Here is a 19,378-nt window from a genome sequence, read left to right as displayed (position 1 = left end):
CACTCGTTCGGCGCTAGTTGGGAACTCCCCGGTCTTCTATCCTGGCGGGCCGGGGTGACGGGGAAGGGCATGGGGCCAGGGGATATCCGGTATTCGGTGCTGGGGCCGGTGACGGCCTGGCACGCCGACCAGAAGATCGAACTGGGGTGGGCGAAACAGCAGGCGGTGCTGGCCGTGCTGCTGCTCGAGCTGAACCGGCCGGTTCCGGCGCGCCGGATCGTCGACGCGGTCTGGGGCGACCACGTGCCGCGGGACGCCCGCAACGCGGTGCAGACCTACATCAGCCGGCTCCGCCGCGTGCTGCGCGACGGCGGCGAGCCCGGGGAACGCGAGCCGGCGCTGGTCTCGACGAAGGCCGGTTACCTGCTGCGCGGCGACCCCGCGAAACTCGACGTCGCCGAGTTCGAACGGCACGTCGACGCGGCCGCGAAGCACCACCGCGCAGGCGACCTGGCCGCCGCGGCCGGGGAGGCCGAGGCGGCACTGGCCCTGTGGCACGGGGAGCCGTTCGGCGGGCTGGCGGGTCCGCTGCTGGAGGCCGAGCGGCGGCGGCTGCACGAACGCCGGTTGACCGCGCTCGAACTCCGGTTCACCGCTGACCTGGACCGCGGCCGGGCCACCGAAAGCGTCGCCGAGCTCACCCGGCTGGTGGACGGATATCCGTTGCAGGAACGGTTCCGGGCGTTGCTCATGCGGGCGCTCTGGCAGAGCGGGCGGCAGGCCGCCGCGCTCGAGGTCTTCCGCGACGCGCGCCGCCGGCTCGCCGAGGAACTGGGCGTCGATCCCGGGGAAGAACTGCGGCAGCTGCACGAACGGATCCTGCGCGGGGACGCCGAACCGCGGCCCGAACCGGCGCCGAGGCGCGACACGCTGCCCCACGACGTCACCGATTTCACCGGGCGGGAGGCCGAACTGGACCGGCTGCTCACTGCGGTCTCCGGGGCGCGGTCGGCCACCGCGACGGTGATCCAGGCGATCGACGGCCCCGCGGGGGTCGGCAAGACCGCGCTGGCGGTGCACGCGGCTCACCGGCTGGCCGAGGCCTACCCCGACGCGCGGTTGTACCTCGATCTGCAGGGCCACACCGAGGACGATCAGCCCGTCGATCCCATGGACGCCCTGGACACTCTGCTGCGCGCGCTGGGCGTTCCGGGCGAGCGGATCCCCAACGAACCCGCCACGCGCACGGCGCTCTGGCGAGCCGAACTCGCGGGCCGCCGGGCCCTGGTGGTGCTGGACAACGCCGCATGCGCCAACCAGGTGCGGCCGCTGCTGCCGGGCACGGCCCGGTGCGTGGCCCTGGTCACCAGCCGCCGCCGGATGGTCGATCTGGAGGGCGCCCACACGCTGTCGCTGGACGGGTTGCCGCACGCCGATGCCGCTGACCTGTTCGCCACGATCGTGGACGACGGCCGGATCACCGCGGAGCCCGAGGCCCTGGACGAGGTGGTGGACCTGTGCGGGCGGCTGCCGCTGGCCATCCGGATCGCCGCCGCCCGGCTGCGCACCCGCCCCGCCTGGACGCTGCGGTACCTGACCGACCGGCTGCGCCAGGGCTGCGGGCGGCTGACCGAACTGGCCGCCGGAGACCGCAGCGTGCCCGCCGCGTTCGACCTGTCCTACCGGAACCTGACCGGTGCGCAGCAGCGCCTGTTCCGGCTGCTCGGCCTGGTCCCCGGCCCGAACTTCGACGCCCACGCCGCCGCCGCGCTCACCGGCTGTGCCCGCGAGGACGCCGAATCGCTGCTCGAAGCGCTGGTGGACGTGCACATGCTGCAGCAACCGGAGCCGGGGCGGTACCGCTTCCACGACCTCCTGCGCCACTACGCCGGGGACAAGGCCCAGCAGGACGAATCCGAAAGCGCGTGCCGCACCGCGCTCGGCCGCCTGCTCGACTACTACCTGCACACCGCCGCGGCGGCCGTGAACACCCTCAGCCCGCACGAGGAAAACCGGTGGCCCGAACTGCCCGACCCGGCGCCGCTGACCGCATACGACCAGGCCCTCGCGTGGCTGGACGCCGAACGCCCCAACCTCCTGGCCGCCGCCGCACGCGTCGCCGATCACGACCGGCACGCCCACGCCTGGCGGCAGTCGTCCATCCTCGGTCACTACCTCCACCTGCGGTACCGCGTCGCCGACGCCGTCACCCTGGACACGCACGCCCTGGCCGCCGCTCGCGGGCTCGGCGACCGGATCGGTGAAGGCCAGGCGCTGCACCGCCTCGGCTACGACTGCTACCGGCTGGACCAGTACGAGCAGGCCCGCCTCCACTACGAGCGGGCGCTGGCGATCTTCCGGGAGATCGGCGACCACGGCCTCGAAGGAGACGTGCTCCGCGATCTCGGCGTGGTCTACGCGGAGTTCGGGCGTTACGCCGACGCCATCGACGTCAACCGGCGGGCGCTCACGATCGCCCGCGACATGGAGGATCGCGGCAGCGCGGGAGACGCGCTGTCCAATCTCGGCATCGTGTACGAGAGGCTCGGGAACCACGCCGACTCCGTCGAACATCACCGGCAGGCGCTGGCCATCGCCCGCGAGATCGGCCACCGGCCGGGCGAATGCTTCACCTTGTGCGAACTCGGCGTCACCCGCAGGCATCTGGGTCAGTACCGGGAGGCGCTCGAGCATCACCGGCGGGCGCTGGCGATCGCCCGCGAGATCGGCCACCGCGCGAACGAAGGTTTCGTGCTGTGCCGCATCGGCGAGATCCACGAGTCGCTGGGCCGGTACGCCGAGGCACTGGAGCTGCACCGGCGGGCGTTGGCGATCGCCGTGGACATCGGGCACCGCACGGGGGAAGGGCATGTGCTTTCCAACGTCGGTTTCGTACTGGAACGGCTCGGCCGGTACGCCGAAGCGCTCGAGCACCACCAGCGGGCGCTGGCCATCGCCCGCGACATCGGCAACCGGGCCGACGAATGTTGCGCACTGGGTGGCCTCGGCACCGACAGCATGCGGCTGGGCCGCCTGCCCGACGCCCGCGAGCACCATTCGCGTGCCCTGGCGATCGCCCGCGAGATCGGTTACCGCGCAAGGGAAAGCGACGCGCTGTCCGGCCTCGGTTCGGTGCACGAGGCGCAGGGTGACTTCGCGGACGCCGTCGAGCGGCACGAGGCGGCCCTGGAACTGGCCCGGGAGATCGGCTACCGCGCCGGGGAAGGCCGGGCGCTGGACGGACTCGGTTCGGTCCGCCACCGGCTCGGCCGGTACGAAGAAGCCCGCGCGTGGCACCGGCGGGCGCTGGCGGTCGCCCGCGAAACCGGCGACCGCGGCCAGCAGGCCCGCGCCCACCACGGCCTCGGCGACGCGCACCACGGTCTCGGCCACCGGCCCCGGGCTCGCCGTCATTGGCGGCTGGCCCTGACCGTCTACACGGCCATCGGCGCGCCCGCGGCCGACGAGGTCCGGGAACGCCTTCGACTGTCGTGAGTGGACAGACCGGCCGGGAGGCGCGGAAGCCTCACGCCTTCGACGAGTGCGCCCGCCGGTTGAGTTCGTCGCGGGCGCGGAGGGCCTGGATGTGCAGATCGCGTGCCCCGCAGGCGTCGAACAGCGCGGCACTGGCCGCGAGTTCGGTCAGCGCGCGCTCGGCACGTCCCGCGCCCGCCAGGCTCAGCCCGGCGCGCAGCTGGGCCCGGCCTTCCTCCAACCGCAGCCCGGCGGACCGGAACGCCCCGGCGGCGCGCAGCGCGAGCTCGGCCGAGCGGGCCGGGTCGTCGGCGGTCAGCGAATGGGCCCGGATCAGGTCGGCCATCGCGGCGTTCGTCGCGTGCGCGGGGTGCCGGACGCGTTCGGCCCGGTCGGCCCATTCCGCGGCGGTCCCGGCCCGGCCCCGGGACGCCTCGGCGTGCGCCAGCGCTTCCAGCACGACGAGTATCTCGGTCTCGTCCCGGACCACGAACTCGTACTCGTCGCACGCGGCCTGCGCGCTCGCCCGCCCGGCGTCGAGGTCCCCGGCGTAGATCTTCGCCAGCCCGGGCGCGCAGCGGGCGATGATCGACGTCCAGTCCTGGCGCGACCGGGCGAGGCTCGCCGCTTCGGCCCCGGCGCGCAGCGCGCGGTCGTGGTCCCCGGTCCAGCTCAGCACCAGCGTCTGCGCGGACAGCGTCGACATCATGGTTTCCGGCAGATCGATCCGCCGCGCGATGGCGACCGCCTCCGCGGCCAGCGCGGTCGCCTCGGCCAACCGGCCCATCCGGGCCACCACGAACGCTTTCGCGGCGCTGAGGGAGGCCACCACGTGCTTCTCCAGCACGTAGTTCTGACCGCTCGCCCGGGCGATCTCGATCGTGCGGTCCATCCTGGCCAGCCCGCTGTCCCAGCGGCCCGCCTTCACCTCCACCCAGCACAGGAAGGCCGCGGGCTCGAGCCAGATGGTGGTCGTCGCCGGGTTCGGCTCCCGGATCAGCCGGTCGGCACTGTCCAATCGGGACAGTGTCGCGGGGATGTCCCCGGAGAGGTAGGCGGCCATCGCCCGGAACACGGCCACGATGAACCGCACGGTGGTGCCCAGTTCCATGGCGTCCAGCACGTCCAGCAGCGGGTCCGCCTCCGCCACCTCGCCCGTGCTGAGGTGTTCCACCACCAGCCGCAGGTACAGCGGGGCCGCCTCGGCCGCGCGCTGCTGCGGCAACCGGGAGAGTTCGCCGAGCAGCAACGACTTGGCCGTGCCCGGCGAGCCGAGGAGCCGTTCGACCGTGGCGCACAGCTTGATCGCGGTCATCCGGCGGAGGTCGTCGCCGGGCGGGATCAGCGCCAGCAGCTGCCGGGTGGTGTCGATGCCCTCCACCCCCTGCCCGCCGAAGCACTGCGCGAACGACAGCAACGCCAGCAGGTCCAGCCGCAGCGGCAACGTGCCGGAGGTGTCCGGCACCAGCCGGTGGGCGGCGGCCAGGTTGGGGCGTTCGGTCCTCAGCCAGGTGAGGCTCCGGTCGCCGGTGAACTCCGGCAGATCGGTGGTGGCGGTGGCGCTCTCGAAGCGGTCGGTGAGGCCGGGCACCGGGAAGCCCGTCTCCACCGCGCGGGCCCCGGCGGTGCGGTAGTAGCGCAGCATCCGGTCGACGGCGGCGTTCCGGCTTTCCGCCGGTTCCTCCTGGAGGGCGACGGCGTGGGCGTGCTCGGCGAGCAGATCGTGCAGCTGGTAGCGCCCGGCGGCGGGCTGGGTGAGCAGGTGGACGTCCAGGAGCTGCTCCAGGCCGTCCTCGGCGTCGGCGACCGGGGCGCCGGTCAGGGCGGCGGCCAGGTAGGCGTCCCAGTGCGGTCCGGGAACCAGCCCCAGCAGGCGGAACAGGCGTTGCCGCTCCGGGGCGAGGTGCTGGTAGGACAGGGCGAACGCGGCGGCGACGCTGCGGTCCCCGGCCGACAGTTCGGCCAGCCGCCGCTGCTCGTCCCCCAGCCGGTCCGCCAGATGGGCCACCGACCAGGCGGGCCGGGTGCGCAACCGGGCGGCGGCGATCCGCAGCGCCAGCGGCAGGTACCCGCACAGCCGGGCGACCTCGGCGACCGCGCCGGGTTCGGCCGCGGCCCGCCGCGGGCCGGCGACGCGGGTGAACAACTCGACCGCGTCGTCCGGGGGCAGCAGCTCCAGGGACAGCGAGCACGTGGTGTCCAGTTCGGGGAGGCGGCGGCGACTGGTGATCAGGGTCAGCGAACCGGCCGCGCCGGGCAGCAGCGGCCGGACCTGGGCCGCGTCCGCCGCGTTGTCCAGCACCACCAGGACCTTGCGCTTGGCCAGTTCGGCCCGCCACCGCGAGGCGCGTTCCGCCACCGAATCGGGGATCTCCTCGATGGGCACGCCGACCGCGCGCAGCAGACCGGCCAGCGCGGTCGCGGGCGCCACCGGCTGCCGGCCCTCGGCGTGCCCGTGCAGGTCCAGGAACAGCTGCCCGTCGGGATAGCGGTCGGCCAGGTGGTGGGCGACCCGCAGCGCCAGGGCGGTCTTGCCGACCCCGGCCATCCCGTCGATCGCCGAGATCGCCACCGTCACGCCGGTCCGGTCCGCGTCCGCCACCGCGGCGAACAACCGGCGGATTTCGCTTTCGCGGCCGGTGAAATCGGCGACATCGCCGGGCAGATCGTTGCGCGGCGGCGGCTCGGTGGCCGGGGCGTGCGCCAGGGTCTGGTCCGAGCGCAGGATCCGCTGGTGCAGTTCCCGCAGCGGCGGGCTGGGGTCGGCGCCCAGTTCCTCGGCCAGGCGGAGGCGGGTGCGCTCGTAGTGCGCCAGCGCCTCGGCCTGGCGGCCGGCGCGGTACAACGCGAGCAGCAGCTGACCGGCCAGCCGCTCGTCCAGCGGCCGCCGCTCGGCCTGGGCGGACAGCGCGGGCAGCAGTTCGGCGTGCTGGCCGAGGCGCAGCCGGACGTCGGTGTGGTCGAGTTCGGCGGCCAGCCGCTCCTGGTCCAGGGCCGAGCGCACGGTGGCCACCCAGGTGCTGTCCAGCCCGGCGAACGCCTCGCCCTGCCACAGGTCCAGCGCCTGCTGGTAGAGCGCCAGGGCGCGGTCGTCCTCGGCGGCCCGGGCCTGGGCCAGCAGGTGCCGGAAGCGGTGCAGGTCCACCGACTGCTCGTCCGCGGTCAGCACGTAACCGCCCGGGCTCCGGTTGATCGCCACCCCCGGCGCGCCGGCCAGGGCGCCCCGCAGCTTGCCCAGGTAACCGTGGAGCGCGTTGCGGGCCCGGTTCGGCGGATCCTCCGCCCAGACCCGGTCGATCAGCTGCTCGACCGAGACCGCGTGGTTGGCCTCGACCAGCAGCGCCACCAGGACGCATTGGCGCCGGGCGTGGCCGAGATCGACTGGGCGGCCGTCCACTTTCGCCTCGACCCCGCCCAGCAGACGAAATTCGACCGCCACCACGCCCCCCTTAACCGCTGTCACCTTGGGATAGCGATCGCGGACAGATGATTCAAGCGGAACCGCGCAAGCGGGACCGTTCGGCTCAACAGCGTAGTCCGTGCGGCGCAACGCGAGCGCGGCGATCCGGGCGAAAGGCGCCCCGACCGCGCCTTTCATCGGGATTTCAGCGCCCGTCACTAGCGTCCGGCCCCCGTACCCGAAGAGCGTGCTCAGCGCGGAAAGGACGATAGCGTGAAGAAGTCAAGGGGGGCCTTGATCGGCGCGGCCGTCGCGGCGCTCGTCGCCGGACTGTTCGGCGCGACGACGCCGGCGGCACAAGCCCAGGAGGCCCACTACTACATCCTCATCGGTGGCACCTGCGACGGCGGCGCGACCGTGTACAACGACGCCTGGCTGGGCGGCGGCATCCGGAAGGTCGTGCGGTACCCGGCCGGGGCCGCGGGACTGCCCGGCTGCGACCAGACGCCGATGGACCAGAGCGTGGCGATCGGCCACGAAGAGGCCAAGCGCGTGGTCCAGGATTCCTTCAACGAGAACCAGGGCGCCGAGTTCACCGTGGTCGGCTACTCGCAGGGCGCGCTCGTCGCGAACCGGGTGCTGAACGACATCGCCGACGGGAACCTCGGGGTGGACAAGTCCCGGTTCACCGCGAAGATCTACGCCGACCCGATGCAGCCGGTCGGGCCGCCGGGACGCGGCATCAGCGCGGTGCTGCCGCCCGGCACCGGCGCGCCGTCGCCGTTCGGCGGGTACGTCTCGTTCGGGCCGGGCCGCGAGGACTTCGGCGGCATCCCGTTCATCCGGTACTGCATCGAGACCGACGGGGTCTGCCACTTCGACACCCCGGAAGCCGCGGGCGGGTACTTCGCCCAGCACCAGTGCTACCAGTGGGCCAGGCCGGCCGACGGACGGTCCATTATGGAGGACACCCTCGCCGACGGCGTGTACACCAACGCCTCGGAGCGGTTGCCGCGGCAGAACTGCCGCCCGCCCCACCCGGCGAACTGAGCCCCGGCCGAGCCCGGTCACCGTTCCGGCCGGGCTCGGCCGCGGTGGGGTTCACGGCCGGAGCGCGGCCAGGGTGCGCATGGCGTCCCGTTCCAGCCGCGCCAGGTCGGCGAGCACGGCGCTCGCCCGCTCGAGGTGGTGCGCGTCGCCGGTCTCCCCGGCCGCCGTGATCAGCCCGGCGACTTCGGACCACAACGCGGCGGCTTCGGCGTACCGTTGTTGCCCGGAGTGGAGTCCCCGATCGTCGATCAATCGCGTGCACTCGCCGAGGAAATCGCGGTAGAGGTTGCGGAACAGGGCGCCGCCGGTCCCGGCCCGCTCCATCAGGGTGGCGGCGAGCGGAAGGTCCCGCCGCGGGTCTTCGGCGCGGTCGAGCCAGGTCCGGACCAGCTTGCTCGCCTTGTCGATCCCGCGGTGGCCCAGGTTCGCGATCGGCGGGTCGAGGAAGTTCTCCGCGCAAGCCCGGATCGCGGGGACCACCAGGTCCCGCAGTGGGGGCAGCGCATCGGGCACGCGGATCGTGAAGGACCGGTTCTTCGCGGTCATCGGGCCGCGTTCGGACCTCGCCGCGGCCAGGCTGGCCAGGCTCGTGGTCACCGCCCCGCCTTGCTGCCGGGTGTCCACCAGGTGGGCGCGTTCGTCGTCGTAGCCGTACAGGGCCACGATGTGGCCGCCGAAATGGATCTTCGAGGTGAAGTACTCCAGGTGGTAGCTGTCGAGTTGCAGCCCCACCGGACGCCCCGCGCCGATCGGCTCCACCACGGTCTGCCACGCCCGCCGCGGGGAGGTGGTTTCCCGGACGTCCAGGCGCAGCCCCAGCCGGTCGGCGAGGTTCCTGGTCAGTTCGAAGGGTTTGACCCGGCCGCCCAGGAACGGGAAGTCCATGCTTTTGGCGTCCCAGTAGAGGAAGGCGAGCCCCGAGCCGAGGCCGAACAGCATCGGCTCGGACAGGTCCAGCCCCTCGTGCCGCAGGAGCACTCCCAGCGCGCTGGTCTCGCAGTGTTCGGTGCCGTGCGCGGAAACACCCTCGACGAGCACGGCGCTCAGCGGGCTTCCGGGCGGCCCGCGCCCGTGTAGTCGTCGCCCCTGGTGTGGTACGTGTGGATCTGGATCGCCTGCCCCTCGGTCGGCGCGTTGATCATCATGCCGTTGCCGAGGTAGAGGCCGACGTGGTGGATCCGGGTCGCCGGGCTGCCGTAGAAGACCAGATCGCCCAGCTTCGGCTCCTCATTGAGCGGAACCGGCGGGGTCGACCGGAACTGGCTGTCCGCGGTGCGCGGCAGCTGGAGGCCCGCGCTTTCGTAGGCCGCCTTGGTCAGCCCCGAGCAGTCGAAACCGGCCGAACCGCTGTCCGGGCCGTTGCCGCCCCAGACGTACGGCAGGCCGAGCTGGTCGAGGGCGAACCGGACCGCGCGCGCCGCGCGGCCCTCGGCCAGCGCCGGGGTCACCGAGAGGGTCGAGTACAGCTGCGCGTTGCCGAGTACCTGCTGGCGGAACAGATCCGCGTCCTTGAACCCGGCGATCGCCTTCCACCAGCCCTTGCCGGTGCCCAGGTCGGCGCCGGAGGCGCAGAGCGAGCGGCCCGCGGCCACCGCGGCGTCGCCGATGGTGCGCAGGCCCGGTTTCCCGGTGCCGAGGACGTCCGCGCCACCGCGGGACCGGCCGTGGTCGGTGCCGGCCTTGCCGATCCCGGCCAGGGTCACCCAGGACAGGTGGCAGCCGGGGCGCTCCTTGCGCAGGGTGAGTTCGCCGGTCGCGTAGCCGACGAGCGCGGGCGCCGGGATGTCCAGGGCGGGGGACAGGCCCGCGGCCCAGGCGTCGAGTTCGCCGCCGGTCTGCCGCGGCGCCTGCGCCTGCACCGGCGCGCTGGCCTCCAGCACGGACGGCCCCGACGGCACGGCCCCGCCGCCGGTGCCCCCGGCCGCCGCCGCGGCGGCGGCCGTCGCCTGCTCGGGCTGGGCGGGGTCGCGGATCAGCAGCCAGCCGCAGGTCACCAGCGCGCCCACCAGGATCAGCGCGATCAACGCGCGCCCGATCGCGCCCCGGGCCCAGGTCTTCATCGGCGAGGTCGTCACCGGGGTGAGCGTAGAAGATGGCTGCTCGGCGTCCACATGCTGACAACGAACTCGAAAGCGTGGAATTACGCCGGATTCAATACGCTGGGCGCATGCAGGAGATCGACGCCCGCCGCTTGCGGGCCGAACTCGGGGACCGGTACGCGGTCGTGGACGTGGTGCCGACCACCGGCTCCACCAACGCCGACCTGCGGGCGGCTGCCGCCGAGGACGCCGAGGACCGGACCGTGCTGATCGCCGAGGAGCAGACGGCCGGGGTCGGCCGCCGGGCGCGGAGCTGGAGTTCGCCCAAAGGGGCGGGCATCTACCTGAGCGTGCTGCTGCGCCCGCGCGAGGTGACCTTCGCCGAACTCGGCTCGCTGGCGCTCGTCGCCGGGCTCGCCGTGCTGGACCTGACCGACCGGCTGGGCGTGCCCGCGGTGCTGAAGTGGCCGAACGACGTGCTGGCCGGACCGGACCGCGCGAAATGCGCCGGGATCCTGGCCGAGGCGGTGTCGTCCGAGGAACTCGCCGTGGTGCTCGGCATCGGGCTGAACGTGCGGCCGCCGCGCGAGCCGGTGAAACCGGGGCCGGGCGGGCTGCCGCCGACCTCGCTGGCCGAGCAGGGCGCGAGCAGCACCGACCGCACCGAACTCGCCGCGATCCTGCTGACCGCGTTCGCCGAACGGGAGCGCCGCTGGCGGACCGCGGGCGGCAGCCTCGCCCGGTCCGGGCTGCTCCCGGAGTACCGCGAGCGCTGCGCCACGATCGGCCAGGACGTGAAGATCATCATGCCGAACGGGAGCGCGCTGCACGGCACGGCCGTGGACGTCGACACCGCTGGTCAGCTGCTGCTCACCACCGCGGACGGGCAGCGGCGCACGGTGTTCGCGGGCGACGTGGTGCACCTGCGGCCGCAGGTGGCCGACGACTGACCGTGATTTGCGGTGTCGTCGGGTTCACCGGGCCGGATCGCCGGTACGGTGAGCCCAGCAGCAGGCGGTGAGCCCGAGGACACGAGTACGGGGAGCGTTCGAGGTGGCCTATCCAGACGATCTGCTCAGCGAAGGCGAGCGCGTCGTAGTGCACAGTCATCCGCACTTCAAGATGCTCATCTGGCCGTTCCTCGTCCTGATCGTCACGCTGGCCGCCGGGATCTGGCTGGCGCTGCTGGCCAAGGACGTCGACCCGCCGTGGGACATGGTCTCGCTGATCGCGATCGGCGCGGTGGCGCTGCTGCTGATCGTGTGGCTGTTCCTGACCCCGTTCGTGCGCTGGCGCACCACGCATTTCATCGTGACCACGGACCGGCTGATCGCTCGTGAGGGCGTGGTCAAGCGCACCGGCATCGACATCCCGCTGACCCGGATCAACAGCGTGCAGTTCGAGCACGGCCTGCTGGACCGGGTGTTCGGCTGCGGCACGCTGATCATCGAATCGGCGTCGGACGAGCCGCTGCGCTTCGACGACATCCCGCGCGTCGAGCGGGTGCACACGCTGATCTACCGCGAGGTCAACGACAACCCGTACGACGACTACGGCCGCGACGCCGATCCCGGCCCGGAGCCGGAGTACCGGCAGGACCCGCCGCCGCGCGGGCGAGGGCGGCGCTGACGGGATGGGCGCGCGCGAGGTCGGGCTGCCCGAACGGGTGCCGTCGGAGTCCGGGTTGCCGTCGAGGGTCACGATCTGGGAGGTCGGCGCCCGCGACGGGCTGCAGAACGAGCAGACCGTCGTCCCGGTCGAGGTGAAGCTGGAATTCCTGGACCGGCTGGCCGGGGCGGGGCTGACCACCCTGGAGGCGACGAGTTTCGTGCACCCGAAGTGGGTGCCGCAGCTCGCCGACGCGGAGGAACTGCTCGCCGGGCTGCGCCGCCGGGACGGCGTGCGGTATCCGGTGCTGGTGCCGAACGAGCGGGGCCTGGACCGGGCGCTCGCCGCCGGGGTGGCGCACATCGCCGTCTTCGGCAGCGCCACCGAGACGTTCGCCAAGCGCAACCTGAACTCCACTGTGGACTCCCAGTTCGCCATGTTCGCGCCGGTCGTGTCCCGGGCCCGCGAGGCCGGGCTCGACGTGCGCGGCTACCTGTCGATGTGCTTCGGCGATCCGTGGGAGGGCGCGGTGGACGCCGAGCAGGTGGTGCGGGTGGGCACCCGGCTGCTGGAGCTCGGTTGCTCGCAGCTCTCGCTCGGCGACACGATCGGCGTGGCCACGCCCGGCCAGGTGGAGCGGCTGCTGGCCGGGTTCGCCGGGGCCGGGGTGCCGGTCGACCGGCTGGCCGTGCACTTCCACGACACCTACGGCCAGGCCCTGTCGAACACGCTCGCCGCGCTCCGCCTCGGCGTGTCCACTGTGGACTCGTCGGCGGGCGGGCTCGGGGGCTGCCCGTATGCCGAATCGGCGACCGGGAACCTGGCGACCGAGGATCTCGTGTGGATGCTGGACGGCCTCGGCATCGAACACGGGGTCGACCTGGACGCGCTGGTGACCACGAGCGCGTGGATGGCCGAGCGGCTCGGCCGGCCGAGCCCGTCCCGGGTGGTCAAGGCACTGGCGGGCTGACGTTCACCGAAGCCCCCTTCGACGCCCGGGGCCACGGCGCGCTCGGCGGCGGCAGCAAGGGAGCTTTACTACGGTTCAACCGGAGTAAAGGTCCCTCGCTCCCGTACGGCGATAGCGAAGGTCCCTTCCTATCGCGGCGGCGAGGTCAGGGGTGGGCGGGCTTATCCGAAGCTGATGCGGATGCGGGCATCCTGTCGGTAGGGCAACGTTTGCCCGGAGCCGGGAACCGGTGCACCCGGCCGTGCGTCAGAGGAGTTGCCGATCGCCGTGGCTGGAGACGTCGACGCAGGGAGGGTGCCGTGACCGAGCACCGCGCACAGGTGGACGAACTGCTGGCCGACTACCGGCGCAGCCGGGATTCCCTCGCCGCGGTCCAGCGGGAACTGGCCGCGATCAGCGCGTCGGCGAGCAGCGACGACGAACTGGTCACCGCGACCGTGGGACCCCGCGGCACGCTGACCTCCCTGACCATCCGCGACGAGGCCTACCGCCGCTACCAGCCCGCGGAACTGGCCGCCGAGATCGTGCGGGTGACCGCCGCGGCGACCGTGCGGGCCCTCACCGGCGCGGGTGAGGTGCTCGCCCCGGCGCTGCCGCGGGGCACCGATCCGCAGGCCCTGCTGCTCGGCACCGCCGACCTGGACGCCGCGGAACTCGCCCCGGCCACCGAGCGCGACGAGGACGACGCGAGCTTCGAAGAGAAGAGCTGGGTGGACGAGCAGGAATGGCCGAAGGCCCGATGACCGGCCCCGGGTTCGAAGCGGACGCCGACCGGCTCGCCGGGCGGGCGAAGGATTTCGACGGGCTCGCCGAACGGGCCGCGTCGATCGCCGCCGACCTGGACCGCGCGCTCGACGGCGCCGAGGCCACCTGGGGCGCCGACGCGGTCGGGCGGAGTTTCGCCGCGGCCCACGGCGGCCCCGCCGACGAGGCGGTGCGGAGACTAGGCGGCCTCGCGGACCGGATCGGCGGCGTCGGCGGCAAGTTCGCCGAGGCCGCGGCGTCCTACCGGGACACCGACACCGGTGCCGCCGGCACCCTTCCCGGCGCCGAAGGCTAGGGGACACCGCATGGGCATCGAGCTTCCCCGCGAACTCGCCGACATCGCCGCCGAGACGCAGACCGCCTGGCCGCAGGCCGACGAGGACGCCCTGCGCGAACAGGCCAAGGCGTGGCGGGACGCCCAGCAGCGGCTCACCGCGCTCGCCACCGACGCGGACGCCACCGCGGGCCAGGCGGTCGGCGCGATGTCCGGCCCCGCGGGGGAGGAGGCGGCGCGGCTCTGGTCCGGTTTCGTCGACCCGGACGAAGGGCACCTGACCACCGCGGCCCGCGGCGCCGGGCAGGCGGCCGGGCGCCTCGAGCACGCCGCCGACCAGATCGGCGAGGCCAAGGTCGAACTGGTCCGCAAGCTCGTCGACGCGGCGAAGAACCGGGACGCGGCGCACGTGGCCGCGTCGGCCGGGCATCCGGCCGCGCTGCTCGGCCTGGACACCGCGCTGCGGGGCACGGCGGCCAACGTGACCGCGGTGACCGACGGCCTCGCCGGGGCGATCGGCCCGGCGGCGGGCCCGCCGGTGTCCGCCGTGCGGGACGTCGTCGATCCCCAGCCCGGCACGCACACCGAGCACGGGCAAGCCGGGCTCCTCGGCGCGGTGACCGGACTTCCCGCGCAAGTACTGTCCACTGTGGACGCGGGAGCGGGTGCCGTGCACGACGCCGTGACGACCGGTCCGGTGCACGTGGACCTGCCCGAGCCGGTCGGATCGGTCGCCGCGCATCCGGGCTCGGTGGTTCCCGACCACCCGTTCGGCCACCCCGGCGTGCCCGAGCCCGGTACCGGCCCGATCCGGATCGACCCCGCCCCGGCGGCGCCCGCGCAGTACGGCGGGCTGCTGGCCCCCGGCGGTTTCGACGAGGTGCCCACGCCGTCGGCCGGGATTCCGCTCGGCCCGCCCGGCGGGCACCCGGTGCCGGGACACACCGTCGCCGCCGGGTTCACCGACGCCGCACTCGCCCCGCCACCACCCGCGCCAGTACCGCCTCCGCCCCCGGCGGCGAGCCCGCTGCCGCCGCCGGTCGCGCCCCCGCCGGTCGGGTACGGCCCCCCGCCCTACGGCGCCCCGCCCGCCCCGCCCGCCGCGCCGCAGTTCGGCGCCGTCGCGGGCGGTGTTCCCGGCGCCGCCGCGCCCCGGCAGCCGCAGCCCTTCGCCCCGCCGCTCCACCCGGGTGCGCGTTCGGACTCGGCGCCCCCGCCCCCGCCGCCGCGCGCGGCGGCCCCGGTCGCCCCGCCCCCGCTGGGCGCGCCGCGGCAGGAACGGGAAAGCGTCATCGCGCTGTTCCTGGTGCACATGTTCCCGATCGGCCACCTCCCGGTGGCGTCCGACCGGCCCGCGCGCCAGCTCCCGGTGCCGCCCGACGACGTCGCCTACGCCTCCGGTCTGCGGTTCCCGCCGCACGATCACCCGCGTTCGGACGAGATCACCACGCTCGACGCGCTGGCGAAGGTGCGCGAAGGCTGGCGCCGCCTGCCCACGCCGCCGCGTTCGCCCGCCGCCGGGATCCTCGCGGGCCACGATCCCCTGGGCGAGCTGAACGAACGCGACTGGAACCTGCGGTACCTGGCCGGGTACCGCGGTTCGACCCCGGAGTACGCCTGGCCGCCCGGTGAGCTCCATCCCGAGGGCTGCCACGAACCGGGCGATCCGGAGCTGCTGCCGCCGGGCACCGTCCTGGACCGGTTCGGCGGCGTGCACGGCCGCGTCTTCGCGCCCGACGGCACGCCGTTCGCCCAGCGCGCGCTCCCGCCCGCGCATCGCGAAGCCGAGTACCGGCGGTACCGGGTGGTGCGCGAAGTCCCGATGTGGCAAGGAGTTTCCGCGCCCTGGTTCGCCCAGCCCGGCGGCGGGGTGCGGTACCGGGCGCCGTATTCGGCCGACGAACTGGTCACCCTCGGCTATCTCGCCGACATCACCTTCGAGGAGGAAGCGGCGCCGTGAACGTCGAATCGATCGTGCGCTGGCTGGAGGCCATCGGCGTGCCGCACGAGGTGGTCTCGGTCGGCGCGGAGGCGGACAACGCCTGGTGCGTGCTGCGCGCGGAGGAATCCGAAGTTGACGGCGAAGGCGCGTGGGAGGTGTTCTGGCGGGAACAGGGCAACCGGTACGACTGGGCCCGCTTCACCAATGAGCAGGTGGCCTGCCACTACCTGTTCGGCCGGCTCGCCTGGTCCCAGGTCGCCCGCGGCGCGGTCGGCCTCCTGCCCACCCAGGCGGTGCCCTGACACCGCTTTCGGTCAGGGGCGCCGCAGGAGGGCGAGGGCGGCGGGGTGCAGGGCGGCGTTGGAGGCCAGCGCGTTGCCGCCGTCGAAGCGCGGCTCGCCGGTCAGGTCGGTGAACCGGCCGCCCGCCTCGGTGACCAGGATCTGCGCGGCCGCCACGTCCCACGGGTTCACCACGGCCTCCGCGGCGAGGTCCAGGGCCCCCTCGGCGACCAGGCAGTAGTGCCAGAAATCACCGAACGCCCGGGTTTCCCAGCACGCCTCGGTCAGCGCCAGGTAGGCCTCGCGCGAGTGGTACTCCGTCCACGAGTTGAGATCCGTGGTGGACAGGTAGGCGTCCTCGAGCGACGACACGCCGGACACCGAGATCCGCCGGTCGCCGCTGGCGTCGGCGACCCAGGCCCCGGCGCCCGCCGCGGCCCGCCAGCGGCGGCCGAGCAGCGGCGCGCTGATCACGCCGACGACCGGCGCGCCGCCGTCGACCAGCGCGATCAGGGTCGCCCAGACGGGTACCCCGCGCAGGAAGTTCTTGGTGCCGTCGATCGGGTCGACCACCCAGGTGCGGCCGGTGCCGGAAGCGGAACCGCCGCGCTCCTCACCGGCGACCCCGTCACCCGGGCGCTCGGCGGCCAGCACGGCGCGGATGGCGTCCTCGACCGCGGTGTCGGCGTCGGTGACCGGGGTGCGGTCGGGCTTGCGCCGCACGTCCAGGTCGAGGGCGCGGAACCGCGCGCTGGTAATCGCGTCGGCGGCGTCCGCGAGGCGTCCGGCGAGGTCCAGATCATCGGAGTAGCTGGGCACGGTGACGATGTTTTCACGCCCCGCGGTCGTAGAGTTGGCCAGGTGAGCATGGTGCTACTTGCCGAGGACGATCCGGCGATCGCGGATCCGCTGTCGCGTGCGCTGCAGCGGGAAGGCTACGAGGTCAAGGTGGTGGAAAACGGCCCGGCCGTGCTGGACGCCACCGCCGAACAGCGGGTCGACCTGCTCGTTCTCGATCTCGGACTGCCCGGGATGGACGGCCTCGAGGTGTGCCGGAGGCTGCGCGCCAGCGGCACCGAACTCCCGGTCCTGATGCTCACCGCGCGCACGGACGAGGTCGACTTCGTGGTCGGGCTGGACGCGGGCGCCGACGACTACGTGGCCAAACCGTTCCGGCTGGCCGAGCTGCTCGCCCGGATCCGCGCGCTGCTGCGCAGGCGGGTGCCCGAGGTGCTGGACGCGGGCGGGGTCCGGATGGACCTCGGCGCGCGGCTGGTGACCGTCGACGGGCGCGAGATCCAGCTCGCGAACAAGGAGTTCGAGCTGCTGCGCGTGCTGATGAGCCGGGCCGGGCAGGTGGTCAGCCGCGACGAGATCCTGTCCGAGGTGTGGAACGACCTGGAGTCCAAGACCTCGAAGACCCTGGACATGCACATGTCGTGGCTGCGCCGCAAACTCGCAATCGCGAGCGAGGGCAAGGCCGGATCCGTGCACTCCGGCGACGGGGAACGCCGGATCGCGACCGTGCGCGGCGTCGGCTTCCGCTTCAACGCCGAGTAGCGCATGCGCCGTCGGATCCTGCTGGCCATCCTGCTGGCCGTCGCGGTCACCGGGGCCGCCCTGGGGATCCCGCTCGGCATCACCACCTGGCTCCTGGTCGACAACATCCACCGGGAGAACCTGCGCACCAGCGCGGGGCGGATCGCGGCGACCCTGGACAACGAGATCGCCAACGGCCAGCCGATCAGCCTGGACGAGGTGCGGGTCGCCATCCCGCCGGGCGGGCAGCTCATCGTGCGCCGGGCGGACACCCCGCCGCTGGCCGAGGGGGCCGCGCCGAACGGGGAAACGCTGACCGAGGTGGTGCCGATCGCCCGCCAGGGGACGGTCGAACTGTCCACCCCGGCCGGGCCGATGCGGTCCCAGCAGACCCAGTTCACCGTGGCCGTGGTGCTGCTGGTCGTGCTGTCCGTCGGCACCGGCACGGTCGTCGCCACGGTCACCGCGCGGCGCCTGGCCCGGCCGCTGCGGCACGTGGCCGACCGCGCCTCGCGCCTCGGCGGTGGCGACTTCCGCGCCGATCCGAGTCGGTACGGCGTGGGCGAACTGGACATGGTGGCCGAGGCGCTGGACGCGTCCGGGGCCGCGCTCGCGCAGCTCGTGCAGCGGGAACGGCAGCTCGTCGGGGACGTCTCGCACCAGCTGCGGAGCCGGTTGACCGCCCTGCAGCTGCGGCTGGAATCGCTGACCGTGGTGTCCGATCCGGACGTCGCGGAGGACGCCCGCGCCGCGCAGGAGCAGGCCGATCGGCTGGCCGAGGCGCTGGACGAACTGCTCGCCGCGGCCCGCGCGGCGAGCGAGGTCGGCACCGAACCGGTCGACCTGCAAACGATGTTGCCCGAGATCGCCGAGGAATGGCGGCAGCTGCTGCGCGCGGAGGGCCGCAACCTGCGCCTGCGCGTCGGCGACGGGCTGATGGCGCGCGCCACGCCCGGCCGCCTGCGCGAGGTGATCGGCGTCCTGCTGGACAACGCCCAGCGCCACGGTGCGGGCACGGTCACCCTCGCGGCCCGGCGCGGCGACGCGGAGGGAACGGTGGTCGTGGAGGTCGGCGACACCGGTTCCGGGATCCCGGACGAGCTCGCGCCGCACATCTTCGAACGCGGTTTCTCCGGCGGCGGGTCGACCGGGGTCGGGCTGGCGCTCGCCCGAGCGCTCGCCGAGGCCGACGGCGGGCGGCTGGAGCTGTCCAGCAAGCGCCCGGCCGTGTTCAGCATCTTCCTCCGGGTGCCGCGACCCGGTGACGTTGGCGAGGTCCGCTGGCCCGCCGAACGCGTCCCGCGCTAACCCCGCCGGGTCTCCAGTCCGTCCAGGATCCGCTCGAGCCCGTAGTCGAACTTCTCCTCGCGCGCCCGCCGCGGGCTGGTCTGCGCGCTGAATCCGTTCCGCAGCCGCGGATAGGGCTCGGCGGCTCGTTCCGCGGCCGGGCGCAGGCGTTCGGCCCACTCCCGTTCGGACTGGCCGCTGCGGGCGACCGTGGTCAGCCAGGCGGCTTCGCTGATGCCCATCCCGGTGACGTAGGCGACGATCGCGCTGATCGCCCGGTCGGCCTCGTCCGCGGGGAAACCGGCCGCCTCGAGCAGGGCGAGCATGCGGTCGTTCAGCCGCATGACGTTCGGGCCGAGGTGGGACAGCCCCACCTCGCCGAGCACCGACGCGATCCAGGGGTGCCGCAGGATCATCGACCGCACGCTGCGGGCGCAGGCGGTCACCGGCTCCCGCCAGTTGTCCGGATCCGCGACCTCCGGCACCCGGATCTCGCCGTAGACCTCGTCCACGACCAGTTCGATCAGCTCGTCGCGGTTCGCCACGTGCCGGTAGAGCGAGGTGGCTCCGGCGTCCAGCCGGGTGCCGAGTTTGCGCATGCTCAGGGCTTCGAGGCCGTCGGCGTCCAGCAGCCGGACCGCCTCGGCCACGATCTGCGCCCGGCTCAGCGCGGGTTGTTCCCGCTTGCGCGGGCGCGCCCACACCGAAGGGATCGTCTGCTCGTCGGCTGCCATCGCGGTCTCCTCTCGTCCCCCGCCACCTTAGCGCACGGTGTGCGCAGTTGACGCACCATTCGCAGTATGCGTACA

The 19,378-nt window shown here is 73.7% G+C and carries 16 protein-coding genes; 11 read left to right on the top strand and 5 right to left on the bottom strand.

All coding sequences use genetic code 11. From position 1 onward, the window contains the following. Positions 1–69: 69 nt before the first annotated feature. Positions 70–3,435: a tetratricopeptide repeat protein gene (locus tag FXO23_RS44205; RefSeq protein ID WP_158893814.1), complete on the top strand. Its 3,366-nt coding sequence runs from the start codon at positions 70–72 to the stop codon at positions 3,433–3,435. A gap of 31 nt (positions 3,436–3,466) precedes the next feature. On the opposite strand, the gene FXO23_RS44200 is transcribed toward FXO23_RS44205, so the two are convergent. After that, complete coding sequence (locus tag FXO23_RS44200; protein ID WP_158893812.1) at positions 3,467–6,853, bottom strand: AfsR/SARP family transcriptional regulator; 3,387 nt, start codon at positions 6,851–6,853, stop codon at positions 3,467–3,469. Positions 6,854–7,087: 234 nt separating this feature from the next. On the opposite strand from FXO23_RS44200, the gene FXO23_RS44195 reads away from it, so the two are divergent. Beyond that, a complete protein-coding gene (locus tag FXO23_RS44195) occupies positions 7,088–7,864 on the top strand; it encodes a PE-PPE domain-containing protein (protein WP_158893810.1) in 777 nt (258 codons plus the stop codon). A gap of 51 nt (positions 7,865–7,915) precedes the next feature. Here the strand turns inward: FXO23_RS44195 and FXO23_RS44190 are convergent, their stop codons facing one another. Continuing rightward, entirely contained in the window at positions 7,916–8,902 is a 987-nt protein-coding gene (locus FXO23_RS44190) for a BtrH N-terminal domain-containing protein (protein ID WP_158893808.1), read from the bottom strand. A gap of 5 nt (positions 8,903–8,907) precedes the next feature. After that, complete coding sequence (locus FXO23_RS44185; protein WP_158893837.1) at positions 8,908–9,924, bottom strand: C40 family peptidase; 1,017 nt, start codon at positions 9,922–9,924, stop codon at positions 8,908–8,910. A 107-nt stretch (positions 9,925–10,031) separates the two neighbouring features. On the opposite strand from FXO23_RS44185, the gene FXO23_RS44180 reads away from it, so the two are divergent. From FXO23_RS44180 to FXO23_RS44150, 7 genes are all read left to right on the top strand, one after another. Then, a complete protein-coding gene (locus FXO23_RS44180; protein ID WP_158893806.1) occupies positions 10,032–10,853 on the top strand; it encodes a biotin--[acetyl-CoA-carboxylase] ligase in 822 nt (273 codons plus the stop codon). A gap of 103 nt (positions 10,854–10,956) precedes the next feature. Then, positions 10,957–11,532, top strand: a complete 576-nt coding sequence (locus FXO23_RS44175) for a PH domain-containing protein (RefSeq protein ID WP_158893804.1) — start codon at positions 10,957–10,959, stop codon at positions 11,530–11,532. 4 nt (positions 11,533–11,536) lie between these two features. Beyond that, positions 11,537–12,481, top strand: coding sequence for a hydroxymethylglutaryl-CoA lyase (locus FXO23_RS44170; RefSeq protein ID WP_158893802.1), 945 nt, complete (start codon positions 11,537–11,539; stop codon positions 12,479–12,481). Between the two features lie 299 nt (positions 12,482–12,780). Beyond that, positions 12,781–13,224, top strand: a complete 444-nt coding sequence (locus FXO23_RS44165; RefSeq protein ID WP_158893800.1) for a YbaB/EbfC family nucleoid-associated protein — start codon at positions 12,781–12,783, stop codon at positions 13,222–13,224. After that, positions 13,206–13,541, top strand: coding sequence for a WXG100 family type VII secretion target (locus tag FXO23_RS44160; RefSeq protein ID WP_246258437.1), 336 nt, complete (start codon positions 13,206–13,208; stop codon positions 13,539–13,541). Before FXO23_RS44165 ends, FXO23_RS44160 begins: the two co-directional genes overlap by 19 nt. Positions 13,542–13,551: 10 nt before the next feature. After that, positions 13,552–15,480 carry a TNT domain-containing protein gene (locus tag FXO23_RS44155; protein WP_158893798.1) on the top strand — a complete coding sequence of 643 codons (1,929 nt, stop codon included), beginning with the start codon at positions 13,552–13,554 and terminating at the stop codon, positions 15,478–15,480. Next, positions 15,477–15,764 carry a hypothetical protein gene (locus FXO23_RS44150; RefSeq protein WP_158893796.1) on the top strand — a complete coding sequence of 96 codons (288 nt, stop codon included), beginning with the start codon at positions 15,477–15,479 and terminating at the stop codon, positions 15,762–15,764. Before FXO23_RS44155 ends, FXO23_RS44150 begins: the two co-directional genes overlap by 4 nt. Positions 15,765–15,776: 12 nt before the next feature. On the opposite strand, the gene hisN is transcribed toward FXO23_RS44150, so the two are convergent. Beyond that, a complete protein-coding gene (gene hisN, locus FXO23_RS44145) occupies positions 15,777–16,562 on the bottom strand; it encodes a histidinol-phosphatase (protein WP_158893794.1) in 786 nt (261 codons plus the stop codon). Between the two features lie 48 nt (positions 16,563–16,610). On the opposite strand from hisN, the gene FXO23_RS44140 reads away from it, so the two are divergent. Together FXO23_RS44140 and FXO23_RS44135 are read left to right on the top strand one after the other, a co-directional pair. After that, positions 16,611–17,303, top strand: a complete 693-nt coding sequence (locus FXO23_RS44140; protein ID WP_158893834.1) for a response regulator transcription factor — start codon at positions 16,611–16,613, stop codon at positions 17,301–17,303. A 3-nt stretch (positions 17,304–17,306) separates the two neighbouring features. Next, a complete protein-coding gene (locus tag FXO23_RS44135) occupies positions 17,307–18,590 on the top strand; it encodes an ATP-binding protein (RefSeq protein ID WP_158893792.1) in 1,284 nt (427 codons plus the stop codon). Here the strand turns inward: FXO23_RS44135 and FXO23_RS44130 are convergent. Then, complete coding sequence (locus tag FXO23_RS44130) at positions 18,587–19,303, bottom strand: TetR/AcrR family transcriptional regulator (protein WP_158893790.1); 717 nt, start codon at positions 19,301–19,303, stop codon at positions 18,587–18,589. The two genes, FXO23_RS44135 and FXO23_RS44130, sit on opposite strands and share 4 nt — an antisense overlap. Positions 19,304–19,378: the final 75 nt, after the last annotated feature.

The organism is Amycolatopsis anabasis, from assembly GCF_009765355.1.
In the GTDB taxonomy this organism is placed as follows: Bacteria; Actinomycetota; Actinomycetes; order Mycobacteriales; family Pseudonocardiaceae; genus Amycolatopsis; species Amycolatopsis anabasis.
The sequence above is the reverse complement of the archived record's forward strand: the minus strand, read 5'-3'. Positions and strand labels throughout refer to the sequence as shown.